Raw genomic sequence first — 19,388 nt, forward strand, 5'->3', positions numbered from 1 at the left:
AAAACAATTTTGCCATCAATGCTTGATATTGGCCTTGTTATCAACGTGGTTTTCTATTGAAAATAGAATGTTGTTGAGAATATCATTAGCATCTGCTACCTGTTCGAAAATAATTCCTATATATTCTTTAAATTCGTCGACGGTTTCAATTCGCTGAAGAATAGAATATCTCACTGCACTTTGGCAACGACTAAGGCCTAGTGTCATTAAAAGATCATACGTTTTTAACATGCTGTACTCATAGTCAAAGTATCTAAACCCTGAATGGGTTGAATTATTTCGGAACTCTCTGATATCCTTCAATGCTTCGCTTATCCAGCCTCGCCATTTACGATAACGACTATCCTGTTGAAGAACTAATGCAGTTGATTTAACAATCTGAGCTTGATTACCATTCGGAAAACCTAAAAACCATCTCATCGTATCTGCAACGTTATCGTTATCATTTTTCTTAAAAAGTGCTTCTAATGCAAACCATTTAAAAAGTATCTTCAACTGAAGATTATTTTCCTTGGACGCATTACGACCCCAGTGAAGAGAGTTGAAATAGCTTTTACTCAGTTCGTTATCTTGCTGCATTAGGTAATTGTTTTGTAATGTGACAGGATCTGTCACTTGTGGAGTTACAAACATATTAGAAAATGGCTCTTTTTCAGATTCTAAATAGGTATAAACACCTGTATTAAGATTTTTGATAAAACCACAATTGGCTAAAGTAACCTTACTAATTACGAAGTTGCTGGATAGTAAATCCAAGACTTTCTCAAATTTTACAATTGCTAGTTCTACAGCTTCATCTATTCCAACTGTATTCACGATACAACAGACACGAGAGTTAAATTTTGTACTTAAAACAAGCTGATTTTTTTCCGCCGATTTTTTTATTAAGTCAGATTCTCCAGCGATATCTGAACTTGCCGGTCTGACTTCAACATCACCATAAACAATAGTTTCAGAATAAATAGCTCCACCATCATCTAAAAGCATGGCAACAAGATAATCATTCATAAATGTCCCTCAAAAATTTTAAGAGCCCGATTATGAGTATTTTTTTCATTGCTTGTTCATTATTAAAGACAAACCTTCCTTGAAGGTTACTTTTTCTTAAGTGATTAAGAGTATTAAACAATATAAAAAAATTCTTTCTCTCTTGAGCAAAAGAGACCAGTTTTGCATAAGTTGTATCTTCTAGTTTTCTAGCTCTATATAAATATTCTTTGCACAATTTATATAGAGTGGACTCGAGATTGTTTTTTACGTAGAACTCAATCTGCAAACTAATAACATTTTCAATAGGAACTTTTTTTAACCTTATGAGTTTTTCATCACATTCCTTCACTCTAGTGTGATCATTCATATTTACAGCTATTTTATAAGCAAGTGTTAGTGCTTTAGGATGACTGGGCTTTAATTCAACCAGCTGATCAACAAAATACTTTGCTTCAAGAATATGGCCATTTTCCAGCAAGTCATCAGTATAGATAGACAGGTATTTAATCTGTTTTATCTGATTTCTCGCACTTCTAAATTTGATTTCACTATGAAGTTGAATATTTTCAGACATTAAAACTTTTCCATCAATATAATCGTGATTTACGCCATGCTATAGTAAAATTAACTAAGTAACAATAAAATGATAAATAAGGATTTGAGACAAACTTGATGCTCTTTAAGCGCCTAAGTTGAAACAGTTCCATATGTTTGAAACAGTTTAAGTGATTGTTTTTAAAGAAAAAATATAAAAAATATTGTTGACACGGCTTGATAGGGGACTATAATAGAAACCAACAAGAGCGAAAATTGAGGGTACGAAGATGAGCGCAGTATTTAATAAAGACAGCATGTTGAAAGCCAGCAAATGGCTTGTATTGGCATTGTTTGGATTGGTTCTAGTGGTGCTTAAATTCGTATGGAATGGTTTAATAGAAGTTTTTTTTGGTAATGACGATAAACCATCTTACGATCCAATGCGCGCAGGTATTGACCCTGACTACGACGATGATGGATTTAGATATTAATAGATTAAAACCTTTAAATTATAGAGAATAGAAGATGAATTTATTCAATCCTATAAATATAGCTTTTTCTGCCGCTGTAATTGGCACAGTCGCACTGTTTAAAATGATCAAAGCTTTATTTCTGTATGTATTAAAACCCGCATTCTTAGCTGTCTATAATAGACGCTCAAGAATAAATAATGAAAGGTAAACCCCTTGGGGCTTACCTGATTTTATTACTTTCTAAGCCCACCTTTCAAAAAACGGCTACCGGCACCACTACCTTTTTTTGAAGCATCAGTCGCAAGACTCATAGCATCCCCAGCCACATCAGCCGCTTCAGCTCCAGCTTGCCCCATAAACTTGACAAAGTAGACAGGTAAAGACAGATACGCAAGCAATAGAAATATAAAGTAGATTACCGCTACGATTCCCTCACTGGTAACAGCGGCGACGACACCGTTTTCATATTGAGGATAAAGCATCCTTAGTAGCACTTCATTTAAGAAGTCAGCAGCATGCCACCATAATGGCAGGAATAAAATAGTAATCAAAAAAGCACCATGCTTAAAAACCACATCTGGCCGAAAACCGCCGAATACCATCGTGATTGACATCGACATAATTACCCCAAATATCGCTAAGCCTTGAAGCATAAATAAAAGCGGTTTTAGAATGTCAATCGCGATACTCAACAACCAGGCCATAATTGAGCCACCGATTACACCAATCACATACATCGCACCATTTTTTAATAAATCCCAAAAGCCCATCTCATCCCAATCTTTTGATTGTCCAGAGAGACTGGGTTGATCATTGGAAAGCAATTGGATAATGAGTTGATTTTCATCTTCTGTTCCCATATTCAAATTGTTATGTGAGTTTGGAAATTTCAAAAAGTGATTTTTAGCTTCCTCAACGAGGGCTTTACGCAAAGGTACATAATCGCTTGGTATGCCAGATATGTCATAGTAGTTATCTTCATTGCCTGTCCACCATGTGTAACAAGAGGGTGTGACCGTTGCATAGTATGCCGGATATCCATCGTCGGCAGGCATTAGGTGTTTGCTTTGTATGCTGTACCTTTGAGCAACTTCAACCGGCATGCTTTCAGCTGTACCATAACAACCGCCAGAGTCGGTATCCGTTTGATGGCATTGCTTGTAATAGCCTTTAGTTTCCAAAAACATACTGTTACCAATGAATTGTGGTCTGTCCGTTATACTGTCTGAAGCAGGTTTAGGTATCGGTGTTTTTGTTTCGTACTGCCATTTTTTTAGGGTAGGGTAGTAACAATAGGATGCAAAAGCATCCACTTGAAACTGTAAATCAGGATCTTCTATACGCATGGTGTTCATGGCGTGTAAGGTTGTTTGAGCCCTCGCATCAAAGGGAAACCACTCAATAATTTGCGTTACGGCCGCTTTGGAACCAAACATAATTAACCACCAACCAGGTGGTACTTCAATTGAACTTGTATTGTTTGGTGTAATGCTCTGAATCGTTGATTCGGGCGTGTTATTAATATATTGATTCGGATTAAATGTTGTCTTACTGCTTGGATACCAAAACAACAAAACAACAATGGCCATCACAAGAAAGTCACTGGTCGTTCTTTTGACTTCCGTAACAGTCGCATAACCGGCATCCTGAGATCTTGAAGTCTCCCACCAGTTACGCATCATCATAAATACAAACGGTAACAGGTGTAGGTTTAAAGTCGTTATAAATAGTATTATTTTGCCGTAGAACATCCAGCCAATAGAAGTGAGGCCAATTTCGAGTAAACTTTCTGAATACATCTAATTAGTCCTCATTTTTTGATTTGACGTTTCTTAATTCAGGGAGTTCAGAGCGTTTTTCTTTAATGGTTTGGCGGACGCCTTCAACGTCTTCTTCATAGATAGTTGTAGCCAGGTCGCTTACAAGCTCTTTACGAAGTCGATACTCAAACATAGCTTGATCAATATCTTTTTCTAATCGAGCAATCTTTCGCTCAACTTCTTCTCTAACGGGCGATGCCGATGCAATATTACGCTCACTCAAGCCGACCATTAGGGCGCGCCTTGCTACTAAGGCTTTTTCAATCTCACTTGCCAGTGCCATTTCACCAGCGAGATTATGAAGTAACATGCCTTCAACACCTGGCCCATGACTACGTATTCTTTTCATCAAATCTGGTGTTATGTTGACTGATCCGGTGCTAGGTAGCTTACGTAGTAAGTCTTCTTGAGAAGATTTATCATCCACTCTACGTGCTTCATAAAGAATGGTCTTAATACTGTCTTGTGTGTGACTTGCTTTGACTACTAAGCCAGTGGCCGCCTTTGTTTGCGGAGGTGATTTTGGAGAATTGGTTGTATAAACTTCATCTTCGCCAACAACCGTACTCACCCAGTCCGCCATTTCAGTTGGGGTTGAAAAGTGGCGAGCCATTTGGCCTTGCGTTTCGTATTCGGTTTGCATATCTAAAGGTTTAGAAGTACTGGTGATATCCGATGAACCCATAAGCATGTTGTAGCCAGCGATCGTTGTTGAAGTAACCGGTTTTATTGGCTCTTGGTTTTTGCCGCCAGCTTTTACGATACCCTTGTCTGGCACCGGCATATAAAACCCACTATCACCGCCACCTTGTGCAACATTATCCATTGCGGTTACGGCATCAGGGTTTGACATGGCTTCTTCTTGAAGTGATTCGCCTTGTGAATACTCCATATACGCCTTATAAGGGTTTTGCCCTTGTGCGATACGACGCTCCATTTCTTGACAGCTCATCGCTGAAAAACGCCATTTTTCTTCTGCACGAAAAATGTTGTTTTGGAGCATTTCATATAGTCCAGGAGAGTTGCGTTGAACCGCCATCATTGGAAGGGCAGCAATGGCAGATGTAGCTGCGTTTTCAATGGTTTTTACAGCGTTATCCAGTCCTTTTTCTAAGTTGTTGAAAAAGTTTTGCAAGCTGTTGACCGGATCAAATTTGCCGCATGAATAGCCCGGCCCAATTACAGCTGACCCACCAAGTTTAATTTCGGCCGCTTGGGACGGTGGTTCTGATACTGGGCGAGCACCGCCCATTTTGTAATAAAGTCTAGATTCTCTTTCACCCGCCATATGATCCATGTTGGTTTCACTGGAGCTGATTTTATCTACGACAACGGTTTGAGCCATAGCTGGCTGGTAAACAGCCAAGATGATTGCGGTGACTAAGACGTGGTTTCTAAACTTCATATTGATGCCCTCACTGTTTTGAGAACATCATGACAAAAAACAAAAAGAGGGGACTAGATTAGAAAAAACAAAGTTTGTTTCTTGAAATTTAGAGCTAATTACTCTTGGTTTTTAATGCATCAATTATTCGATTAGTTCTTTTGTCCGCAAGATGACTATTAACAACGAACAACGCATGAATCATGCCTGGTATCCAGAATAAAAGCGTTAAAAAGATATTAAGCACACCCTGTATTGGTTTACCACATAAAAATACGGCCAATGGAGGTAAGATTATTGCAAATAAATATCTCATATTGTTTCCCTACGGACTAATCATTAAAAAATCAAAATTCTACCATGTAGTCCATTCCAGATTTTAAACGATTTTAGTTAAGCTCTTAATACTTAACGTTCATCAAATTACTGCTGTTCAACCCTGGAAAGCAATTCAGCCACATCACTAGAACCATAAATTAAGCCCTGGCCATCATTAATAACGGCGGCGGGTAAATGCTTAATGCCATACCGCCACGCTTTAAGTTGTCCTTGATAAGCTACACCCATAGCACTCGTAAATTCGCTGTCATTAATAAGGCGCTTAGCAACTTGCTGAGCTTTATCCGGATCTTTGGGTAGCTGCTGACTAATGCTTTTTTCTAGCATTTTGACTTGATCTAAATAGATCACCTCAAACTCGATATCCCGTGCAAACCGCTCGTTTTGCACAGACATATCGGAGTTCAAAAACAATTCAATTTTTCGCACGTCCACCGACCAGGCCTGGTGGACTGAGCTAAGCATTAACAATCCAATTAACCACTTCATGACGCTTTCCTTGACGATCTCATTTTTGCTGCAATTTTGTATGCGGCCTCTAACTCTGTTACGCCATCCTCATCCATGATTTTCTTGCGTGCCACTTTTTCGTGCCCCTCAGTTTGAGCCAGGGCCATCGAGATGGTCGGTGGCACATTTCGAAACAAAGAAAGCAGGTTGTCAGACATGACCACACCTTCGGTGTACTTGCCTGGCTCTTTACGCGCAGCGAGTAGCAGAGCCTTTTGATCGTCAGTTAGATTCTTAAATCGAGATATCTGATCCACCTCATCCTGGGTGGTCGACATGGTGATCCACCATTCAAAGTTGGAGAGCATTTTGGCCGATGTGTCTTTAAAGTCTTTTAAGTTTTGTGTGGCCAACCAGAACCACAAATTTAGCTTACGTGCCATTTTGGTCATATTGGTCACGATAGGTGCGATAAGTGGATTAGTGGTAGTCAAATGCCCCTCATCAGCGAGCGTAATAATTGGGCGACCGGTGTACTGGTCGCGCTCAGCGATTGAGATGATTTTATTGAGCATGGAAACCACGCTCACACCGAGCATATCGCTGTATTGATCTGACACCATCGCGCCCACATCAAAAATAGTAATATCGGCATCAGGCCATTGTTCGCCCGGCACATTGAAAAACTTGCCGCGAAAGCCAGTACAAAACTGAGCCATCGCATCGGCAAATTCATTCAAACGTTCACGGTGTTTTTCAGTATATTTAGCCGTATCTTGTGCCATTGTTCTAAATGACACCTCGATATCTTCTGGCAAAGTATAGCCGCGTTCTCGAGTGCGTTTACCGGCATCAATTATCGCCATGCTTATGTGATATTGCTCATACCGGCGTAGCAGCTTTAATTCGGCCTCATCACCACCAGTGATCATTGTAATAGCCGCAACCAACATCTCACCGAGCTCATCACGCTGGCCATCATCTTCGTCACTCTCTTCAATGTCTGAGTCATCAGATTCTCCAGGGTGGGCAATCTGATCCACCAGCCCTGGTGTTGGTCTATTATCAAAAGCTTCCTCAGCGAATAATTCGGATTCAACCTCCGGCAATTTATAAGCATCATTGAATGGGTTAAGCGATATTGGATTGTTAGGTGTTACTGTTATTTGATGTACTTTTACGCCAAATTTCTTTAGAAACTTACCAAGTAAATAAAATGATTTTCCTTTCTCGATGACAAAAAAACGAGCATTGTGGAACGCAATGTACTGAGCGATCGTAAAGTTAAGCAGAGCCGACTTACCGGAGCCGGTCGGCCCTAAAATTAGTGCAAAGGCATTTTTCATACGATCGACAAGCGGATCGAATGTAAACGGCTCACCACCGCGATTGAAAAACAGGAAACCGGGATTACCGGTACCTCGGCTTCGACCGTAAAAAGGTACAAGCATAGCCAAGTGTTTTACGAACCATTTGCGTGCTCGGCGAATAGCGGGTCTTAAGTCATGCTTATGATTGAAGTTGAAGGGGAGGGCTCGAATAAAACTATCTTGAGCCAATAAGTCCATGTGAGGATCGATTGTATTGAGGCCTGCTGCATTAATCCAGGATGTAGCTGTTAAGGCATTATTGTCTAGCTCCTTAATGTCGCTTCCTTGTACAAACACACCCATAAAGGATTTCAAAATCGTATCACCACGAGCCATTCTGGCGCGAATGTCTTTGATATATTCACGCTTAGCTTTTACTTTTTCGGAATCACCCATAGTGCGAGATTCAAGCTTATCAATCTCACTCATAATTGTATCTTCGGATTCAAATATAATCACTTGTGACCAGATTGATCCTAACGGCATTTTGTCCCAAAGTGCATAGCGTTTATCACCGTTTTCAAGCTCGGCAGATACAAGCCCGGTTGTTGGAGCCTTGCTTGGATCGGCAACCGATATGAACCGTGTAGGCTTACCAGTTAAATACCAGTTCCCACTATCATCAGATTGGGGCCGGGTGCCGTGCAATGCCATTTTAGCTAGATCGCCGGTCGCACCATCATCAAATAGCCCCATCATTCTGAGGCCTTCATCTTTTGGGTAAGGGCGTTCGTTGAGCTGCTTATCCATTGTTTTAGATAAATAGTCTTCACTGGCGGGTACCAAAAAGCGGCTTAACCATTCATAAACATCATCAGCCGGTAAACGCCTCATCTTGATACTCGATGACTCAGCACGCTTGGTAAGATTAGCGATGACTCTGGATATATTCGCGCCGGTGTCTTTTTTAACATTGGGCAATTGACGCCAAAGGTAAATACGGACTTTACGCCAGCGCGCAAACCAGATACCACCTGAAACCATCGTATCTTCAAATAGCCCGGTCGGATCTGCAACATCGTCCATGTGCTCCTTGAGGATACGAATCCACTCCTTAGTAAATTCGGCATTTTTAATGCCTTCAACCGGATAGGATTCAATGGCTTTTTTAAAGCCATCCATCGAGGCTTCATCTTGCATAGTGATTTGCATCATCCACGGCGATAGTGCATCGGAGGGGATGGCATCACGTAGAATGCCGATCACTTTATCTAATGCATCCTGCATAAACTTCTCTGATCGACCGTCAGCGACGATCGGATCGAGTTCAAACCCAACCCCAAGGCTGTTAAGATCTTTTAGCAGTACAAAATCACCTTTACCCTCTGGATCATCAATGACCATCCGAGGCTCCAGTAAGTCCACAAAAGATTCTAAGCTTTTAAATTCAGCGTCTTGCTCATCGGTTGTAAATAGCGGGTTGTCCCATTTTTTTTGAGATAATGGAAGCTGTCCCTTTCCATCCCATCGTTTTGTTGTTTTTCCATCAACCGTGATACGTGGCTCATTTGCCACGTTGTCATCCTCACCTAGACGTAAAAGTCGATCTAACCATTTCATTAACGCGACTCCTGGAGGTATGGGGTTTCACCAGGCAGTGCGTATTCAACTTTGTCAAACAATGCAAATGCAGTCGAGTATCCAGGCACCGGTACACCGGCTTGACTCATATGAGGATAGACATACATTACCAAGGTAGGATTAGGCAAGCGGGGGAACAAAACATCTAACTCACTCATAGAATTTCGAGTGTATTGACTGTAGTTGTAATCAAATACTGGACGTATAGGTTTGCTTGAATTAGCTCCAGAATTAAGGCCACTATGGCCGCGCATTAATTCAGAAGTAGATTGACCATTCGTTTGCATTTTTTTCATCGGCGCACTTGTGCTGCACCCACTAATCCATATAACCGCGATCAATAGCGTTAGAGCTCTCATACTGTATTTTCCTTCCCATTACGTCGTAGTCGATTTTTATTTCTTCTGAAATGTGTATATCTAATTGCTTACCAGCTTCGACATAAATCACATCAAAGTATTGATCCATCCGGTCGGTAAACCATTTTCGGATTTCCCCCACGCCAGAGGCTCCCGCATTTCCCATTTGATTTTTAAAATGGTCGCCGATAACGACAGATCCAGTAGAACCATCAGGGTTACGTGTGGTTTGAGTCTGCTGGTTTGCATAGGCGGTTGCGGCACCCTCAATGGCACCAAGCAGACCAAGTTGTGTAATAACTTGAGGTGCATTGGTAATTAGTTCACCAGGTACACAAGGATTAGCTGAACTATCGGATATGTAACCCATGCCTTTTTTTGCATCTTGTGCTCGATGCGTAACGATACGGCCATCATTAAAAATAAACGTAATAGCCTCAACCCGACCTGTAACACACCTTAATGCGAGATTACCAATTGCTGTTCCCTCGACAATCGTTCTTTCCAACCCACTGAGTTCATGATTATTGGCCATAATGATGTTAGGGCCGGTTTGAACCTTAAATTGCCACGGATCTTGAACCTGTCCACGTATTGGTATTTTCCCGACTAGTGCCGTAACCGACTGTGAACTCTCAATCACGGAACCATGAGGAATGGTGTAGCGCGGATCTTTACCACTTTCGAGGCCTAATTCATTTTTAGCTTTTGAACTGACTTCATCCACCAGGCCTGGTGGTTGCTGTTGGTTTGACGCGCCTGGTGACTCAACTTTTTTAAAATTGTTAGCCATATTATCCATAGGCTCAATCCAAACGATTTGGTTTGGATCAGCCGGAGCTGAGGAAGGCTTGTTACGGTTAGTATTTGGCATAGGTAAATTAAGCGGCGGGGTGATACCTAAAAGACCTTCGACCTTTGACTCTGTTTGTTCTGAATTTTCTCCCGGTGTTTGAGGGCCAAGCCGAATCGGCTCAGCTGTTTCAACCGTCGGATTTAGCCGTTCAATTACTCTTTTTTGGGCGCTATCTTTGATGAGTTCAAGCGCTTGAGCTTGGGCTTTATTCTCAGCTTTAAGCACGCTCATGGTTTGGTTTAGCTGCTCCATGTTATCCGTCATTGTCTGCAAGTCCGCAATCAATTTATTCACATCAGTTCGCTGGGTATCTCGCCCAGCGTGAGACTCAGGCAATTTTGGTGCTTCTTGTTTTGGGCCTTCAGCGACAGACACCTCATCCTTTCCACCATAAAAAATCACCATGAAAACGATGATAACTAAGGCTACAACAAGCAGGGTCACAAGAATATTTCGTCTTTTATTCACCAAGCGCCTCCCATCAGTTCCCGAAATGGTCGGTTGTGAATAATCACCATAACCGTTTGTGATTTTGTTCCGGCCTCTTTAGGTAGTAGTCGACCATGCATTGTGCTGGCTGTCAGCAAGTTGTTAGGGCTGGGTACCCGCACTAAACGAGGATCAATCTCCATTGCTTGTGAGCTGATATTTTCAAGTTTTAGTGCCGTGGCAAATAAGCGGTCTGTTTTAAAACCGACCATAGGCGTTGCCTTAATACTCCTGCACGCACTCGATCTGGGTGTGCAACGAAAAATCATCACCGGCTTGGCCGGTAGAGTGATTTGCTGAATCGCCGAATGCCTTTTAACTAACCTTTCAGGTGCATACAAAAACTGCATCGCGTAGCGTGTTAGAAACGGATAACTATTGATTGGCATATCTGAACCCGACCAGGCTTGGTCGCGATGTTTGGGTGATGCCTCAGGCTTTGGTAAATAAATATTTACCTTAGGATCAAGTGAGTCACTCTCAAATGTCTGGATTGTAATTACATATGTCGTTCCGCTTTCAGAGCCCTTGACCAGTAATCTTTGACTAGAGAACTCATTCAGTGGTTCGATAAACAGACGATTGCCGATAGAGGATAGTTTGAGGTCATTGATAATTGTTCCCGGTACACCCGCTTTTACCGATTCTTCAAACACAATTTGTCGCTCTTGGCCAATCGTTAAACCAATCGAAACGGGTTCACCCGTATACTCAATATGTTCATCGGCCAATACAGTTGAGCTGATAAAAAACAGAATGGAAATTAATAGGCGGATCATTGACTCACCCCGAGTGTTTGAATTTTATCGGATAGTTCGATATCTAACTTCAATCCCCAAGGATTGTATTGGGGTTGGTCATTCTCATAAACGACGATAACTGGTATCCGGATTTTCTCGTCTTTAATTAAATAAGGGAGTGAATTGGCTCCACGTGTAATTTGATGCTCTTTCAAACTCACATCTAGCCAAACTTGCCAGCGCCCTGATCCAAGCGACTTAACGCAATTTTCAGAATAGGCTCCGCAATGCTCGCTTTCTGTCCAGTGTCCAAGAGCCTGGGTAGACCGAAGACGTTGTTCAAGCTCCCCACGCGATAACTTTGATTTGTAATCGTTATATTTTTGTGTCAAATAACGACGAGTGAATAAGGCCGAATACGATGCTAAATTCTTTTCATAATCAACCGCACCATTCTCTTGCCAGTTGTTAATCAATTGATTCACCATTCCGGCAAAGTTGTATATCTCCCATGGATAAACTTCACCAGTCTTAACGTTTGCACCGTATCGAATCTCCGGTGGGATACTCAATCTTTGAGTTTCAGGTTCTTGGGCACTAATGATTAACGCAGTGACAACACCGAGAAGAGCAAAAGCTAAAAGGGCGATGACAAATCTAAGTGTGTTGATATGTGACTTGTCATTAGCTGTAGGGTCTCTAAAGAATTTCATAACCTCATGTCGCCCCAGTTAGCGATTTGACTGATAAAGCCAGTTTTAAATCCCAAAAACTGATTTAATTTAATGGCTGACCATTGCAGAATGTAACCTTCCGGCTTACCTAGTTTGAGATTTACTAAGATCGACGCCAATAGCCAAACCATAAACATAGTTAAAACAATCATTGAGATCAGCATACCCAGTACAGCAGCCTTCAAACCACCCAAAAGAAAACCTAGGACAAATCCAATAAATGAAGCCAATATGGGTACCACCTTCAGCATCATGATAATTTCACTCATGGTCGCACCTTTATAGGCGAGAGGTTCTTGATCCAGGTTGGATGCGAATAAAACAGGCTCATCCATTACGCACCTCGCATAGTCATGCCTTGGCCAAAGACCATAAATGCAATGACAACCCCGGCGATACCGATAACAGCAACCATAAAAATTAAAATGACGGCATCCTTAATTGCAAACTTATCGTTTTCATCGATCAAACGCATGATTGTGTTATAGGCCGCATAACCCATGCCGATCAAACTTCCAAGACCAATCATTAGACCTACGAACATGACGCCATATCCGATTAAGTTGCCTAACGTCTTATCAATGGAGTCACCCTCATTAACAATCTCACCAAGATCAATGTTTGGTTTTTGCGGGACGTATGCCATAACTTCCGGTACCCATGCGAATGCAAAAAGCAATGTGATAGATAAGATACTGACCCAATGAATTTTCGTGATTGATAACATGATGAAATCTCCAGTAGTTGATTACGTAACGATTGTGAAATAAACAAGGCCACCAACAAGTAGTAAGCCGATTTTGAAAACACTAATTGCCATATCTCCACTATCAATAGAGGAGGTCTGAAAAAGCTTTAGATGACCTAAAAGCATGAATGCTGATCGAGCCAATAGAGTAGAAACGGCTAAACCAAGCATGATGGCCATCCAGATTTCAGCTGACCCAGCTAAACCCTCAAAGGTATCCATATTTACGTCATTCATCGACGATAGTCTCCATCTATTGGTTCAACAACTCGCGGTTGCGAGTCTGGGGACGATAAGTGGTCACTTATCCCTCGTGTGATTTTGTACATATCAGTTTGTAACCAGTCATACCGAAACTTAATTCGTTGATCTGGATTTTGATTTGCTTTTGCTACCGCAATCAAACCATCCAGTTGTTGCAGATGAGCGAGTATGTCGAGCAACGCTTTACGCTCGGCTGTGGACTGATCGGATATCTCGTAGTTGTAGTATGTGGGCTTTACAACAACAGTCGAACCAGACACTTCCTTAACCATGGGTTCAATAGAGTGATCTGATTCTTCAACTTGATTTTCGTCGACCACCACTTGCTTAGCCGGTTGCTCAGGTGTGGTTTGGCAGCCGACTAGGTAAAGTAGTGGGAAAATGATGAATAAAACATGTTTTTTCATTGGATGGATCGCCTAATAATTAAGTTAGGACAATCATGCCAAAACTCATTCGAGCATGATGGAATTAGAAAAAACAAACTTTGTTTCTTGAAATATTTAGACGAAACCGGAGGCTTTGGGATGCCGAATTGGAGAGAGTAAATAGGCCGATAAATCTTCGCAAGCAATAGCTTTTGAGAAATACCAGCCTTGGAAAAAATCGCATCCAAGTGAGGATAGGGCTTCAAATTGATCTTGCGTTTCAACTTTTTCTGCCGTAACCGTTTTGTGTAGATTGTGTGCCAGTTCAACAACAGACTGAACAATCTGATAGGTTTGCTTGCACTGGTGAACCGGCGTAAGCGAACCATCCAGTTTGATGTTGGTGAAACCGTTGAATGTCAACTTACGCATACATGCGAATCCAACTCCAAAATCATCGAGAGACAGAGGGAACCCATGGTTTGACAGCATTTGCATATTTGATCTCAAAAGCTGCTCCAGCTCAGGCGGGATTTTAGATTCTAGTACTTCAATTTCTAAGCGCGATGACAGCATGATTGGCAGCGCCATCAAGTGAGAAATGTATTGATCAGAAATGGCCAAGGTTATAGGGGAGGCGTTCAAGGCAAATCTTAATCCTTCAATACCATAACCACGATTCATCCAATGACTCAGGTCATGCACTAGCTGGCTCAAAACGATATTGTCGATCGCAGCGATGGTGGCCGGATCGGTTTCGGCTGTATCAATGATCTCTTGAGGGTTATTCCCGAGTGGGAATTGCTCATCAAAACGAATCAAAACCTCAAACTTTCGAACATTTCCTGATCGCTCAATAATGGGCTGATAAGCTAGATAAAAATGCTTTTGTATAGTATCGATCATATGCTAGCTCATAAGTATTTTTTGAAGTACATGGAGGTCAGCCAAATCGAGATGGCAAACGGAATCGCAAATGCCAATACAAAAATGGAAGGGTGGATAGACCAGGGCGATGACAAATATATAATGATCGGCAGAAAAATCATCGGAAGAATAAACTTTTTAGCGTGGTGATAAACATAAGAGGTTTCGTGACCACCGCCCCAGGTTCGCAGATCACGCTCAACTAATCCATCAATCATTGCGTACATGCCCAGCAGAATTAGTGCTGGCATAGACATCACTATAACGGCCAAACGAACAGCGTTAAGCTCGATTGTATAGGCCGTAGCTAAAGCATAAGGGTATATAGCTGTCCCTTGCAGTTTGGTGATCAACCACTCTAAGCCAGTTGCTTGTATTGCATATTCGTAAGAGATTTTAGTCAGAAGTAATGCAATTTCGACCGGCGGAGTCATCATTTCTTTAAAGTCATCATTGAGCCAATTTAGCTCGCGCTCCACCGCTAGCCTGGCGTGTTCAGCGCCGGGCTGAGTCCACCATTCAAAATAAATACCAGACCATTCAATTACGATGGCCATAAAAAGCGATCCAAAGTAAGCACCAACGAGCCCGACTGCAAACCCAATGCTTTTTGTTGCCAAACCTTGTTTCTTTTTATTAACATCTTGGTTCTCACGAGACGCCATCTATGCCGCCTCCTGCATTTGATCCATTAAATCAAGCCAATGGTTATCTTTGACAAACAAATTCTCGCCGGTGGCATAACGCTTCTTCATGTCCTTATATACCGCACCAAAATCCGTTTTAATGCGCTTATCGGTTTCTTTCTCTGGCATCGGCATGCGCACCTTATAAAGCTGCCCACCTTCGATCAAGGCAAACGCCTGGCCTTTCGGTAGCTTGATAATGTCATGCACACCGATCATGTCGACATCACGCTTGGATAGGCGGTCTTCATTTTTGGATGTAAAGTCGACACCGGAATCTGGATCAGAAGAGTCATTGGCACCGGACACTTGCATCAGTTCGTTGACGCGAACCTTAGGTAACTGATTGGTCAATACTTCAGCGGTTTCCGGTTCTTTAACGCGCAGCATGACCAGGTTGTTAAAGTTACCTTGGATCTGGCCAGACTTAGCCTTAGATCCAATCCTAGCTTCAATATCTGATATCGTCTGAGTATAGGCAGTGATTTGGAAGCCCGAGCCACCGGCCTTGTTCACCATCGGAATAAATTGATCACCGACCAATTCATTAAACTCATCGGCATGAATTGAGATTTTGCGAGGCTCAGGCGCTTTCTTAAGACCAGGCAAACCAAAGTTGATCCCGTGTTTATAAATAAAGCCTGATACGGAGGTTAAATCGGCAAACATCGATGCGCCGATCGCAGATGCGATTGTGGAATCAGACAGGGCATCTAGACCGACATAAACGACGGCTTTCTGGCGAATGACCGACATCCAATCAAAAATAGGGCGTTTATCGGTAAGGTCGGAATAATCAGGAGCGATCAGTTCGGCAACACGACCAGTTGTGAGCTTTTCAAGCAACGGCCCTAAAGATGAAACGATCTTATCGAAATATGATCGATCATACTTAAAAGCAGACAGTAAACCATCGAGCACCGGATCGTAAAAATCCAATTGCTCGACCAGTCTTAATAGAGAAATGGCTTCCATATTCCGGTCTTTGAGCGCGAAAGGCAGGGTTTTAGGATCCAACCCACGTTGAATTTGTTGTTGGATCTTCTCCCAGCCCTCCGGGCCTTTGAGCGACAGAATCTTACGACCGTACTCTAACAACAAAGGTTCAACGTTGTTAATGTAACGACGTAGGCGTTGATAGTGGGGCCGGTTGCCCAGGGCGACATCGGCTTGGACAATGATATTGGCAAAGCGCCAGCCGAACTCTTTAAACGCGGCGCTATTTCCCTCAGAAGGCAGGGCATCGGTTAAGCGTCCGGCAGGTTCAGTAATTTTACTAAAACTGCCAATACCGTTATAACGCGCGCTAATTTCTGGATAGCCGAGGTGGAAGCAATAGAACGGGCGTCCGGCACGTTTCGCTTCGTTTTCACACCGTAACATGACATCGCCGTCACCTTTGGGATCAAATACGATGGTGACATCACCACGACGAATATCTTGAGTGATGAGAATTTCAGCAAGGCGCGTTTTGCCAACCCGCGTGGTACCCAGTACAAGTGTGTGGCCAACACGTTCACCAAGTGGCAAGCGAATCGCTTCCTCACCCTCTGGCATGCCTACTGCATGAATCGCCGGATTGCCTCCAACCGGCGGCAAGGGCGCAACCGGATTCCAACGTGAGCTGGATGAAAGCAAGGTCACAACAAAAGCAAAGGCTTTGAATCGATCAAAAAAGTTCTCTAACTTTCGAGCTTGCCTAAAGGCCCATCCAGGTGTGATGTATTTCTCGTTCTTTGGCTCTAAAGTATCTAAAAGTCGTTGGGTGTGTCGCTGATTCCAGCGAAACCCCATACCGATAAACAAGGTGCGCTTGCTTACCGGAATCTGATTAGGCTTTAAACCATAGTAGGGCAGACGCACTAAATAACGGTGATATGTCCAAACAGCCCAACCTTGTCTAAATCGTCTAAACCCTAAATAAATTAACAGCAGGGTTGTGACATAAGCCACCGACTCGGTCATCATGATAAGTGAGGGTGCCATATAGGCTAATAATGCGAGTGACCATGCAGCTAGCGCAGACTGAAACTCGACCGGTGGTCTTAGCAGCGCTTCTACTTGATATTCAGACTTACCAAAAAACATTACTGTGCCACCCAACCATTAAATATCAGTGCCGGAAAGGATTGAATATTCAGCTGACTGGCAATTTGTTGAGCCGACACCGGCTGAATAATCACTCCGGGTGCGGATCGTTGAATCGCTTTAACCTCCTGCATACTATTTGCTTTTGCAATCAAACATACTGCGCCGTGCTGTGATAAAGCTGTGGCATGCTCAGCTAACCACTTAAGACTTAATCTGTCATAGCCGACGATACAGATAGGTGTGACAAACCTATCCGCCCTTTGGTCTTGGTAACGCTCAAACCGCTGGTTCTTTATCCCGATATCGATCGGTAAATTTTGGGACACCATTTCATCAAAAGTAATGGGCTTTATGGATTGTTTGGGTGGGTCAACATCTTCTGGCCATAAACGCACTTCGTCTGGCAAATCTGATTGATACGGTACCGTCTGACCCAGTACCTCCCAAACAGGCACGGGGGCAAAGCTTTTTGCTTGCACATAGCCGTTGGCCAACATGACTAAGAATAGAATTAAGGACCGTTTCATTAGCAGACTCGACGATAATACTTAGGTTTAACTTTTTTAAATTGGCGTGACTGCTCATTTAAATCTTGTCGCAACCTTTCAAAGCGAACATGGCACTCATGACACCCTTTTGGACAATGTGGCAGCTTATTACCTAATCGTGCGTTCATCGCCCCTATGGATTGATATAGACCGCATTCCACACAGTTTTTGAGAGGTGGTTTGATTTGATAATCATCGAGTGACACCACATGCTCAAGAATGGGCTTGTCTTTGGCGTTGAAAACTCGGATGGTTAAATCTCGTGTATGTGGACAAACAGAAAAAGTTTCTCGACACAACTCCATGTCGTCGCGAGACCAGGCCTGGTGACTGAAATCATTAATGACACGCTGCACGTTGTGCATATAGTCGTGGTAGGCGTTATCCGACAAGCTTATACATTCTGGCGTAATCAATTCGTTCATTGGCTTAACCTCATCAGTACTTGATTTGAATAATTAATAGCTCGACGCTTACACCAATCTTGAGACCAGTTAGGACAGTGATATTTACCTATAGCGTCGGCAGTAGGGTGGTGCGCATAACGTGACAGTATTTTTGTGGCCACGATCAGATTCGCTTTGGGATCAAGCGCATGCTCCAGGCTCAGAAATTCGTGCGAATGCCAATTCCAGTTGACCTGCATTAATCCAACATCAACCGTATGACCGCGATCAATAGAGGCTTTAATGTCTGCAATGGCATCCGCTTTTGAAGGGTAATAACGACTTTTACCATTAATATTTGCCGTCCATGGCCACGGGCCATGACCAGGCCTGGTGGACTCTTGCAAAGCAATACCCCACAGCACAATGGGGTTGATCCCCATTGCGTGACCAACCTCATCAAAAATTGATGAAGAGGCATGACCAGGCTTGGCAAATATTAAAAGCAGTAAAATGACACTATAAATCCGGATCATGGTGCGTCAGCTCGCCTCCTGATTTGGAGATATAAGATCTAGGTGTTTTAATCTTGTGCTTGACGATAAAGCCATTGTCAGTATTCAGCGTTATTTGGCCATCAGCTACTAACTCAGCTGGCAACTTCTTATCCAAAGCGTATTGCTGGATTTGTTCATCCGTCGCCGCTTCAAAAAATACATCCAGTTTTGCGCCGTACATCCGAACTTGACGAACAAGTTTCAGCAAAATCAGGTCACAACTTGAGCAATCAAGTCGCGTGAAATATTGAATGCGGTCATTTGAGCGAATAGGCGCATTTCGGAGCTCATTAATTTTGTCAGGGTCAATCATTGGGATATCTGTGTAGTATTGAGATTGAATTTGACTAGCTACACGCTGGAACTGCTGCAAATTCGAAACATACGCATCCATTTTTTTTACATATGCCTGCGCATAACGCTTACGTTCTGCTTCGGTTTCAGCAAAAATTCCAAGCACTTCGACAGGAGTTGTTTCGGCTTGTCCGAGTAACTTAGCTATCGGTTTGACCTTTTGATACCGATCCCATTCAGTCTGATTCAGCCCCCAAAAAGCTTGATTAAACTGATCCAACTGAGTGGCTTGTTTGCTGGTCGACGTGGTTTCAGTTTTTTGCTCTTGGGTGGTTTGTGTCCACCCATTGCCAGCAAAAAAAAGTGTAGAAACGATAATTAGTAATGCCTTTTTCAT

23 protein-coding genes are annotated in these 19,388 nt (G+C 42.6%); 1 reads left to right on the top strand and 22 read right to left on the bottom strand.

Translation table 11 applies throughout. The features are described from left to right. Positions 1-15 precede the first annotated feature (15 nt). Both VIM91_RS04530 and VIM91_RS04535 read right to left on the bottom strand, forming a co-directional pair. Positions 16-1,008 carry a hypothetical protein gene (locus VIM91_RS04530; RefSeq protein WP_331863627.1) on the bottom strand — a complete coding sequence of 331 codons (993 nt, stop codon included), beginning with the start codon at positions 1,006-1,008 and terminating at the stop codon, positions 16-18. Beyond that, entirely contained in the window at positions 1,001-1,564 is a 564-nt protein-coding gene (locus tag VIM91_RS04535) for a hypothetical protein (RefSeq protein ID WP_331863628.1), read from the bottom strand. Before VIM91_RS04535 ends, VIM91_RS04530 begins: the two co-directional genes overlap by 8 nt. Before the next feature lie 250 nt (positions 1,565-1,814). On the opposite strand from VIM91_RS04535, the gene VIM91_RS04540 reads away from it, so the two are divergent. Then, complete coding sequence (locus tag VIM91_RS04540; protein WP_331863629.1) at positions 1,815-2,018, top strand: hypothetical protein; 204 nt, start codon at positions 1,815-1,817, stop codon at positions 2,016-2,018. 215 nt (positions 2,019-2,233) lie between these two features. Here the strand turns inward: VIM91_RS04540 and VIM91_RS04545 are convergent, their stop codons facing one another. The 20 genes from VIM91_RS04545 to VIM91_RS04640 form a co-directional block, all read right to left on the bottom strand. Further along, on the bottom strand, positions 2,234-3,799 hold the full coding sequence (locus VIM91_RS04545; RefSeq protein WP_331863630.1) for a conjugal transfer protein TraG N-terminal domain-containing protein: 1,566 nt from the start codon (positions 3,797-3,799) through the stop codon (positions 2,234-2,236). 4 nt (positions 3,800-3,803) lie between these two features. Further along, on the bottom strand, positions 3,804-5,225 hold the full coding sequence (locus VIM91_RS04550) for an integrating conjugative element protein (protein WP_331863631.1): 1,422 nt from the start codon (positions 5,223-5,225) through the stop codon (positions 3,804-3,806). Between the two features lie 94 nt (positions 5,226-5,319). Then, entirely contained in the window at positions 5,320-5,520 is a 201-nt protein-coding gene (locus VIM91_RS04555; RefSeq protein ID WP_414719602.1) for a YqaE/Pmp3 family membrane protein, read from the bottom strand. A 107-nt stretch (positions 5,521-5,627) separates the two neighbouring features. Further along, positions 5,628-6,032 (bottom strand): TIGR03757 family integrating conjugative element protein, encoded by a 405-nt coding sequence (locus tag VIM91_RS04560; RefSeq protein ID WP_331863632.1) that lies wholly within the window; start codon positions 6,030-6,032, stop codon positions 5,628-5,630. Next, complete coding sequence (locus VIM91_RS04565; protein WP_331863633.1) at positions 6,029-8,923, bottom strand: conjugative transfer ATPase; 2,895 nt, start codon at positions 8,921-8,923, stop codon at positions 6,029-6,031. Before VIM91_RS04565 ends, VIM91_RS04560 begins: the two co-directional genes overlap by 4 nt. Next, positions 8,923-9,303 carry a TIGR03751 family conjugal transfer lipoprotein gene (locus VIM91_RS04570; protein WP_331863634.1) on the bottom strand — a complete coding sequence of 127 codons (381 nt, stop codon included), beginning with the start codon at positions 9,301-9,303 and terminating at the stop codon, positions 8,923-8,925. Before VIM91_RS04570 ends, VIM91_RS04565 begins: the two co-directional genes overlap by 1 nt. Then, entirely contained in the window at positions 9,263-10,627 is a 1,365-nt protein-coding gene (locus VIM91_RS04575) for a TIGR03752 family integrating conjugative element protein (protein WP_331863635.1), read from the bottom strand. The genes VIM91_RS04570 and VIM91_RS04575 overlap by 41 nt, the downstream gene beginning before the upstream one ends. Next, positions 10,624-11,427 carry a DUF3438 family protein gene (locus tag VIM91_RS04580; RefSeq protein ID WP_331863636.1) on the bottom strand — a complete coding sequence of 268 codons (804 nt, stop codon included), beginning with the start codon at positions 11,425-11,427 and terminating at the stop codon, positions 10,624-10,626. Before VIM91_RS04580 ends, VIM91_RS04575 begins: the two co-directional genes overlap by 4 nt. Then, the gene (locus VIM91_RS04585) at positions 11,424-12,101 is read right to left on the bottom strand and encodes a DUF2895 family protein (protein ID WP_331863637.1); all 678 of its coding nucleotides are present in this window, start codon (positions 12,099-12,101) and stop codon (positions 11,424-11,426) included. The genes VIM91_RS04580 and VIM91_RS04585 overlap by 4 nt, the downstream gene beginning before the upstream one ends. Further along, complete coding sequence (locus tag VIM91_RS04590; RefSeq protein WP_331863638.1) at positions 12,098-12,457, bottom strand: DUF3487 family protein; 360 nt, start codon at positions 12,455-12,457, stop codon at positions 12,098-12,100. The genes VIM91_RS04585 and VIM91_RS04590 overlap by 4 nt, the downstream gene beginning before the upstream one ends. Next, positions 12,457-12,768 (bottom strand): hypothetical protein, encoded by a 312-nt coding sequence (locus VIM91_RS04595; RefSeq protein WP_331863639.1) that lies wholly within the window; start codon positions 12,766-12,768, stop codon positions 12,457-12,459. Before VIM91_RS04595 ends, VIM91_RS04590 begins: the two co-directional genes overlap by 1 nt. A 102-nt stretch (positions 12,769-12,870) precedes the next feature. Next, positions 12,871-13,107 (bottom strand): hypothetical protein, encoded by a 237-nt coding sequence (locus VIM91_RS04600; protein WP_331863640.1) that lies wholly within the window; start codon positions 13,105-13,107, stop codon positions 12,871-12,873. After that, positions 13,104-13,541, bottom strand: a complete 438-nt coding sequence (locus VIM91_RS04605) for an RAQPRD family integrative conjugative element protein (protein WP_331863641.1) — start codon at positions 13,539-13,541, stop codon at positions 13,104-13,106. The genes VIM91_RS04600 and VIM91_RS04605 overlap by 4 nt, the downstream gene beginning before the upstream one ends. A 96-nt stretch (positions 13,542-13,637) precedes the next feature. Beyond that, positions 13,638-14,408 (bottom strand): EAL domain-containing protein, encoded by a 771-nt coding sequence (locus tag VIM91_RS04610; protein ID WP_331863642.1) that lies wholly within the window; start codon positions 14,406-14,408, stop codon positions 13,638-13,640. Between the two features lie 8 nt (positions 14,409-14,416). After that, positions 14,417-15,094: a TIGR03747 family integrating conjugative element membrane protein gene (locus VIM91_RS04615; protein WP_331863643.1), complete on the bottom strand. Its 678-nt coding sequence runs from the start codon at positions 15,092-15,094 to the stop codon at positions 14,417-14,419. Continuing rightward, positions 15,095-17,203, bottom strand: coding sequence for a type IV conjugative transfer system coupling protein TraD (gene traD / locus VIM91_RS04620; RefSeq protein WP_331863644.1), 2,109 nt, complete (start codon positions 17,201-17,203; stop codon positions 15,095-15,097). Next, entirely contained in the window at positions 17,203-17,733 is a 531-nt protein-coding gene (locus VIM91_RS04625; protein WP_331863645.1) for a PFL_4695 family integrating conjugative element protein, read from the bottom strand. The genes traD and VIM91_RS04625 overlap by 1 nt, the downstream gene beginning before the upstream one ends. Then, positions 17,733-18,179 carry a hypothetical protein gene (locus VIM91_RS04630; protein ID WP_331863646.1) on the bottom strand — a complete coding sequence of 149 codons (447 nt, stop codon included), beginning with the start codon at positions 18,177-18,179 and terminating at the stop codon, positions 17,733-17,735. The genes VIM91_RS04625 and VIM91_RS04630 overlap by 1 nt, the downstream gene beginning before the upstream one ends. Next, entirely contained in the window at positions 18,176-18,676 is a 501-nt protein-coding gene (locus tag VIM91_RS04635; RefSeq protein ID WP_331863647.1) for a hypothetical protein, read from the bottom strand. The genes VIM91_RS04630 and VIM91_RS04635 overlap by 4 nt, the downstream gene beginning before the upstream one ends. Beyond that, positions 18,660-19,388, bottom strand: a complete 729-nt coding sequence (locus VIM91_RS04640) for a hypothetical protein (protein ID WP_331863648.1) — start codon at positions 19,386-19,388, stop codon at positions 18,660-18,662. Before VIM91_RS04640 ends, VIM91_RS04635 begins: the two co-directional genes overlap by 17 nt.

Source organism: Thiomicrospira sp., from assembly GCF_036568485.1.
GTDB lineage: Bacteria > Pseudomonadota > Gammaproteobacteria > Thiomicrospirales > Thiomicrospiraceae > Thiomicrospira.